Origin of the sequence: Okeania sp. SIO2F5 (assembly GCF_010692685.1) — a bacterium.
Taxonomy (GTDB): domain Bacteria; phylum Cyanobacteriota; class Cyanobacteriia; order Cyanobacteriales; family Microcoleaceae; genus Okeania; species Okeania hirsuta.
In genome coordinates this window covers 1-5111 of the sequence record NZ_JAAHGU010000246.1, presented here as the reverse complement: position 1 = coordinate 5111, position 5111 = coordinate 1, and the positions used below count along the sequence as shown (strand labels likewise).

At 36.3% G+C, this 5111-nt stretch carries 3 protein-coding genes; all 3 read right to left on the bottom strand.

The annotated features are described in order from the left end of the window. Positions 1-198 precede the first annotated feature (198 nt). Positions 199-1374 (bottom strand): U32 family peptidase, encoded by a 1176-nt coding sequence (locus F6K27_RS32305; RefSeq protein WP_287277366.1) that lies wholly within the window; start codon positions 1372-1374, stop codon positions 199-201. Positions 1375-1463: 89 nt separating this feature from the next. Continuing rightward, positions 1464-2462: a hypothetical protein gene (locus tag F6K27_RS32300; protein ID WP_287277368.1), complete on the bottom strand. Its 999-nt coding sequence runs from the start codon at positions 2460-2462 to the stop codon at positions 1464-1466. Between the two features lie 550 nt (positions 2463-3012). Further along, positions 3013-5111: tetratricopeptide repeat protein (locus tag F6K27_RS32295; protein ID WP_287300962.1), on the bottom strand; the 2099-nt coding region annotated here is incomplete at its 5' end.

The following is a 5111-nucleotide window of genomic DNA, read 5'->3' as shown; positions in this document are numbered from 1 at the left end:
GAAAAGCGCTGTAAATCATCATAATTACTCGATGTCCTAACTATATTGGCGACTGCTATAGTATCTTTGTAGGCGGTATGTGCTTTTGGCATCAGCAGTCAGTCCTCAGTCCTCAGTCCTCAGTCCTCAAGAAATTCAGAAATAGGATAGGGGAAAAAAGTAAAAAAATGCTCCACTCTCCCCCACTCCGCTACTCCCCTACTCCCCATTTTTTCCCAACAATAATGAACCTGGCATTGCTTTTTTGATCCAGTCTGTAATGAGAATTTGTTCGCGATCGCATGACTCAATTACCTGACCATTTAAGTTACGAAATACTATCTCTTCTGGAATCTCTATTTCTTCCCCAGTAGGTACAATTATTTTCTCCACTTGAGAAACAGCAAAAGGTCGCAAAGAGTGAAACACAACATAATTTCCACTCTCTCCTGCTAAAACCTCCGCTAAACCAACTTCTTGTCGATACTGAATTAACTTATGCTTAGACTTCATCCGAGAAAATATAGAAGTAGTGCGGTTAGCATTAAAAAAAGGCGACCGCGTTGGTCTTGGCCAATTTTTGCGCAAAGAAATGGGGTCAGTTAAAATCTGACTACAAATTTGCTCAATATCTACTGCCACATCAGCATCTTTCCCCAAATGTCGCAAGTCCAAACAGACAGTATGTAAACCAGCTTCCTGTAAGCGATCGAGTTTATCCAGAATAAACTGGTCTTTATCCAAAAACATAAACGTACCATGTACCGTTTCCAAAGTAGGGAAAGATCGGTTATTGCTATCTTCCGATGACACTGTAGTTTGCAAACGTACTTTTTGCTGAGACTCAGAGTCTAATAAATGTGGAGATAGTAGGGAACGTGGCGAATAAAACAACAAAATTTGCCCCACTCCCAAAACTTCGCAACCGATAGGAAGAGTTTGGCAATATTCAATTAGTTTTTGTTCTGGCAGTTCAATGGATAGTATTAAACGTTCCAAGGAATCAGAAAAAATCTCACACCAACCCCTTAATGCTTCCAAGTTGTGATTACCTGTTTCCACAACAAATTGTAGCGCTATAGTTGGATAATGAATTTTCAACCACCAGGCAGCACCTGGATCGCAAACTCTAACTGCCTCAAACTTGTTCAAATCCCAGTGAGTCAGTTGTTCGCAAATCCTATTCATAACTTGTTCTGGCATCAGAATATCCCACACCAACACCGGACGCAAACCAAATTCTACTGCTGTTGCTGCTAAAGACTGTACCTGTTGTTGTGAGAGTTGCCCCTGTCTGGCAAGTAGGGTAGGTTGTAGTAAAATTTCTTGCAAGTTAGGGGCGTTGACGCACCTTTTTAAATCTTTAATGGATGAAACAAAAGTGTTAAATTGCATTTTTTTTTAGGAGATAGAAATGATTAGTTGTTGTTTTCTATATCCTAATTTAATTTGATGAGAAACAGGATATTTTTTGACATCTTAATTTATTTGTCAATTAATCCTTTTATTTCCAGATAATCAATAATTAAATAAGTTGTTGTTTTGTTTGGGTCGTAAAGTTCATCGAATGGTTCTTTAACACCTTTTTGACTTTGATATTCTGCTAATTGTCTTGCAGTTTCTCTACAGTTATTATTAGGATATCTGTTTTTTTCTAGTTGACCAATAACTTTTAAAAGCTCTTGGATAGTTTGACAGTATTCTTTTCTGGTCTCTATTTCCTTTGTTTGATTGCTAAGAATTGGGTCGTATGTATACATTGGGTCAAATGTTCTATCCGGAGGAAGGCTTCTAGCATAATCATCTATTTTAGCTATTTTACCAAAAAAGCTTTTATCTATTTTTACACAACCTGCAATTTGAGCTTTCAAAGTAATAATTTCTTTGTCTTGGCTACCAATTTTGTTGTTTAGTTGTTGAATCTCTCCATCTTTTGTCTCCAGCTCAGATTCTTTGTCTTGGCATTTCTTGATTTCAGCCAAATTATTGTTTTCCTCTGTTAAATTCTTTATTTCATTCTTTAAGTCCTGAATTATATGATCGGGAAAAATAATTTCCGGCCTCCCAAATGCTAATACTGCCGGACATAATCCTTCTATTAAAACTGCAATAAATAAAGGACCGAGAAATTTATCCTTTACTTTAATTTTTTCTGTAATTCCTCCCAAAGCAATTAAACCAGAAATCACAAACAAAAATAGAAATGAGGCAAACAGAGCGATTACCATCACTTTTTGATATTCTGGTTGTTCTTTCTGTTTTCGATCTTCTGGTGGATTATTTTCTTGTGTTTGAGCTATCAAGTAAGTTTTCTTTTGTCCGGAAAATGAAATAGGTAAAGTTGATTGTTGATTTTGATAATTGATGATTTCAACTTGATTATAGTGGTGTTTGTTTCTGAAGTTGTCTTTCTGAATAATTATGGGCAGGCAATCAGAAGCGACCATCAAAAAAGTTGAAATTAATAAATAAATTGATTTCATTTTATTGACGGGAAATTGCTAACTTTTACTTCCATGGTAATTTGTATAACATCTTGATGAGAAGTGGTAAGTAATAATTATTCATAATTACCCAGAAAAAAAATTTATATGGCCACTAATATAAAATAGTCAATCTATGAGGTTAGTTAGTCAGTTCTATCCATACATTTAACCTCTGTGCATTTATACCTTTTTGTCTTTTGAAACGATGAAAATATTGACATTAGTTATTTGGAAAAATTTACCTTTTTATAAGTTAATTTTGTCTTCAATGATTGAATTTTAACTGAAAGATTTAAGTCAGAGCGCTCCTTTTCCACAGGCACTTTGCTAACGCTCCGACTGGCGATCGCTCAATGGAAAGTCAATGGAGGTACTCCAACACCCAGAAAGCTTACCAACTTTGAAAAACTTCTCGTTGCCAAAGGTACTCCGTCATTGATTTATTTGAGCTATCCATAATAACGATCGCCTGTAATTGTGACTTATTATTTCCTTCTTTTATGCCCAAATTCCATACCTGAATCTTGACGTTTTCAAAAAAAAATCATTACTTATTTAGCTTTCTAATCATTTTCATCACTTCCTGATAATCCTCAGTTTTTCCTTGTTGTTGATAAAGAACGGCCGCTTTTTCAAAGTCATCTATTGCCTCTTGATATTTTTTGGTAAAGTAACGAAGTATACCACGATTATAATAAGTTTTAGCATCTTTTGGTTCCAGCTTAATTGCTTCTGTATAATCATCTATTGCCTGCTGATAATCCGCTATTTCATAATTAGAAATGCCTCGATTATTATAAGCATCTGCATAATCCGGATTAATCTTAATTGCCTCAGTAAAATCAGCGATCGCCCCATAAAAATCCTTCATTTCATAAAGACAAATACCTCGATTATTATAGGCATCAGCATCTTTGGGATGAGATTTGATAACTGTAGTAAAATCAGCGATCGCCTCCTGATAATTTCCCATGACAGAGTGAAGACTTCCTCGGTTGTGGCAAGCGTTAGGATCGCTAGGATCGATTTTAATCGCAGTAGTAAAATCAGCAAGTGCCTTCTGATAATCTTCTAAATGTGAATAGGCAACACCTCTTTCATTATAACAGGTATAAATTTGATAGGGATCGAGATTAAATGTGAGTGCTTCAGTAAAATCAGCGATCGCCTCCTGATAATTTCCTATTTGAGACTGTGTTTTACCTCTCTGGTAGTAAATATCGGCTGGATTCAGTCGAAGTGCTTCAGTTAAATTAGCGATGGTTTCTTGAGGATCTTTTTCTTGAGGCAGAATTTCTTTTTGCTTGTAGCGAGCATCACTCTTTGGCGCAAGGGGCCAAACATCCTTCAAAACTGCTTCTGGAGATGTTTCCATCTCATTATCTGATGTCTGTGATAAAGTCTCCTCTACTGATACACCTCTCTGTAAATAACTATTTAATTTTTGCTCAAGGGAATTATAAGTTTTAGCATATTTTGGTTCCAGTTTAATTGCTTCTGTATAATCATCTATTGCCTGCTGATAATCTCCTATTTGATAATTAGAAATGCCTCGATTAATATAAGCATCTGCATAATTCTGATTAATCTTAATTGCCTCAGTAAAATCAGAAATCGCTCCATTAAAATCCTTCATTTCATAAAGACAAATACCTCGATTATTATAGGCATCAGCATCTTTGGAATGAGATTTGATAACTGTAGTAAAATCAGCGATCGCCTCCTGATAATTTCCCATGACAGAGTGAAGATTTCCTCGGTTGTGACAAGCGTTAGGATCCCTAGGATCGATTTTAATCGCAACAGTAAAATCAGCAAGTGCCTTCTGATAATCTTTTAAATGTGAATAGGCAACACCTCTTTCATTATAACAGGTATAAGTTTTATCTGGATCGATATTCAATGTGAGTGCTTCAGTAAAATCAGCGATCGCCTCCTGATAATTTCCTATTTGAGAATGTGTTTTACCTCGCTGGCAGTAAATATCGGCTTCATTTTGCTTAAGTTGAAGTGCTTCAGTTAAATTAGCGATGGTTTCTTGAGGATCTTTTTCTTGAGGTTGAATTTGTTTTTGCTTGTAGCGAGCATCACTATCTTTAAAATTAGAAACATCATTTTTTGATGTCAAGGGCAAAACATCCTTCAAAATTGCTTCTTGAGATTTCTCCTTTTCCACATCAGTCTGTGGTGTTTGCACCGTTGTTTCCTCCACAGATGCTTCCGGAGCTAACTCAGTCTGTGGTGTTTGCACCGTTGTTTCCTCCACAGATGCTTCTGGAGTTAACTCAGTCTGTGGTGTTGGCACTGTTGTTTCATCCACAGATGCTTCTGGAACTTTGTTCATCTCCGCATCATTTTTTTGTCTCTGTTGTAAAGCATTATCTACTGATGTATCTCTCCGTAAATAACGATTTAACAAACTTTTCACAACGGAGTTTGAATTATCGGAGATGTCTGATGTTTCTGGAGATTTCTTCATCTCTGTCTGTGATCTTTTTGCAGTACTCTCCTCCACAGACACATCTGGAGATTTCTTCATCTCTGTCTGTGATCTTTTTGCAGTACTCTCCTCCACAGATACATCTGGAGATTTCTTCATCTCTGTCTGTGATCTTTTTGCAGTACTCTCCTCCACAGATACATCTG

Coding starts and splice junctions, on each gene's coding strand:
- F6K27_RS32305 (WP_287277366.1), bottom strand. CDS start 1,374: ATGCAATTTAACACTTTTGTTTCATCCATTAAAGATTTAAAAAGGTGC.
- F6K27_RS32300 (WP_287277368.1), bottom strand. CDS start 2,462: ATGAAATCAATTTATTTATTAATTTCAACTTTTTTGATGGTCGCTTCT.